The following is a 2,069-nucleotide window of genomic DNA, read 5'->3' on the forward strand; positions in this document are numbered from 1 at the left end:
TCCGCGGCCTCGGCGTCGATGGCCCCGCCGAGATGATGACTGCTGTTGGCCAGCAATCCGAACGCCGCGCCTTCGACGCGGACGAGCGCGGTGACCACTCCGACTCCGTAGTCGGCCCGTAGTTCCAGGACCGATCCAATGTCAGCGACCGATTCGATCGCGTGGTGCACGTCGTAGGACCGTAACCGGTTCTCCGGCACCACATGTCGCGCCCGCCGTGGATCGGGGGCCGCCCAGTCGTCAAGCTTGACCTGGAAATACGACAGGTAGTGCTTGGCCAGCGACACTGCGTGCGCCTCGTCGCGCGCGACCAGGCCAACTATCCCGTTGCGCCGCTGGACGTCGATGGGCCCGATGTCCTCCGGTCGGTACTCGCCGAGTCCGCCGCCTTCGATCATGGCCGGACCGCCCATGCCGATGTTGGCGTCGGGGGTTGCGATGATCACGTCACATGTGCCGGCCAAGGCGGCATTGCCGGCGAAGCAACGCCCGGAGACGATCGACACCAGCGGCACTTGGCCACTGAGTGCGCCCAGTGTGCGGAAGGTCGGCACATCCAGACCGGCGATGTTGGCGAGGTCGGTGTCACCGGGTCGGCCACCGCCACCTTCGGCGAACAGCACCACCGGCAGCTTTCTGCGGGCGGCCAAGTCGAAGACCCGGTCGGTTTTGGCGTGGTTGCGCATGCCCTGTGTGCCGGCGAGCACGGTGTAGTCGTAGGACAGCACCACTGTCTCGGCTCCGCCGATTGTCGCCAGCCCGGCCACCAGACCATCGGCCGGGGTGTTGGCGATCAGGTCGTCCTCGGAACGCCTGCTGCGCTGCGCCGCCAGCGTCAGCGCACCGTACTCGACGAAGCTTCCCGGGTCTACCAGGTCGGCGATGTTTTCTCGGGCGGTGCGACGATTTTGCTTGTGCCGCTTGGTAATTGCCTCTTGACGACCCTCGTCCAGGGTGAGCAGGTGACGGCGATGGACCTCGTCCAGATCGGCACGCGCTCGATCCAGGTCCAGATCGGCAAGTCTGCCAAGACCCTTCTCGCCTGCGCCTGCGGCGGTGCGGGTGAAGACCACCAACGGATCTCCGGTCCCGACGACTTGCCCCGGAGTCACCAAAGTCCGGACTGTGCATACCGCGTCCGGAGCGGGCAGCACATGCTGCATCTTCATCGCCTCGAGCACCACCAACTGCGCGCCGCCCGCGAACTCGGTGCCTTCCGGCGCTACCTCGACCACGGTGCCCGCCAATTGTGCGCGCAGCACCTCCTCACCCGGATACAGTTCGAGCGGCGCGACTCGGGTCTCATGGCGCCGAGACTGCGCAGCACCGACAAGGGCGGGCAGGTTTTCGTCAACGAAGCCTGTGGTGACCGGACCTGAGTGAGTTTGACTGTGCGACAAGATCTCTTGTAAGAATCCGATGTTGGTGCGAATCCCCTCGATACCGAATTCGGCCAGCGCCGTCTGCGCCTTGCGCAGCGCCGCCGAAAACGACGATCCGCGCGCCCGGGTGATCACTTTGGCCAGCAGCGAGTCGTAACGCGAGCTCAGCGTCAGTCCGGGGCGACCAAAGGTGTCGACGCGCACACCGGGTCCACTCGGCGGCGAAAACACCGTGAGGGTGCCCGCGGTGGGTATGACCGACCCGTCGGGTGCAAGAGTTTCCATGTTGACCCGCGTCTGGATCGCGATACCGCGCACCGCGGCGGGCGCACCGATCACTTCCTTGCCGTCGGCGACGATGCCGGCCGGCAATCTCAGTTGGTGGAAGGATGCGCCGCTGGCGATTCGTAGCTGCACCGCGACCAGGTCGATCCCGGTGACCTCCTCGGTCACAGTGTGCTCCACCTGGATCCGGGGATTGACTTCGAGGAAAACGAACTGCTCACCCGCCACCAGAAACTCGACCGTGGCGATTCCGCGGTAGTCGACGTGTGCACACAGCTGAGCCGCGGCCCGGTGTAGGTCACGGCGCAGCGTGGTGGAAATACCTTGCGCCGGGGCGATTTCGACCAGTTTTTGGTAGCGCCGCTGAATGCTGCAGTCACGGTCGCCAAGGGCCAGCGCGCG

The 2,069-nt window shown here is 65.7% G+C and carries 1 protein-coding gene; it reads right to left on the reverse strand.

Annotation, left to right across the window (positions count from 1 at the left end; translation table 11 throughout):
- Positions 1-2,069 (reverse strand): carboxyl transferase domain-containing protein (locus WAN71_RS25925; protein ID WP_422228067.1); only part of this gene is annotated, 2,069 nt, incomplete at both ends.

It is taken from the genome of Mycobacterium sp. (assembly GCF_049280035.1).
Classification (GTDB): domain Bacteria; phylum Actinomycetota; class Actinomycetes; order Mycobacteriales; family Mycobacteriaceae; genus Mycobacterium.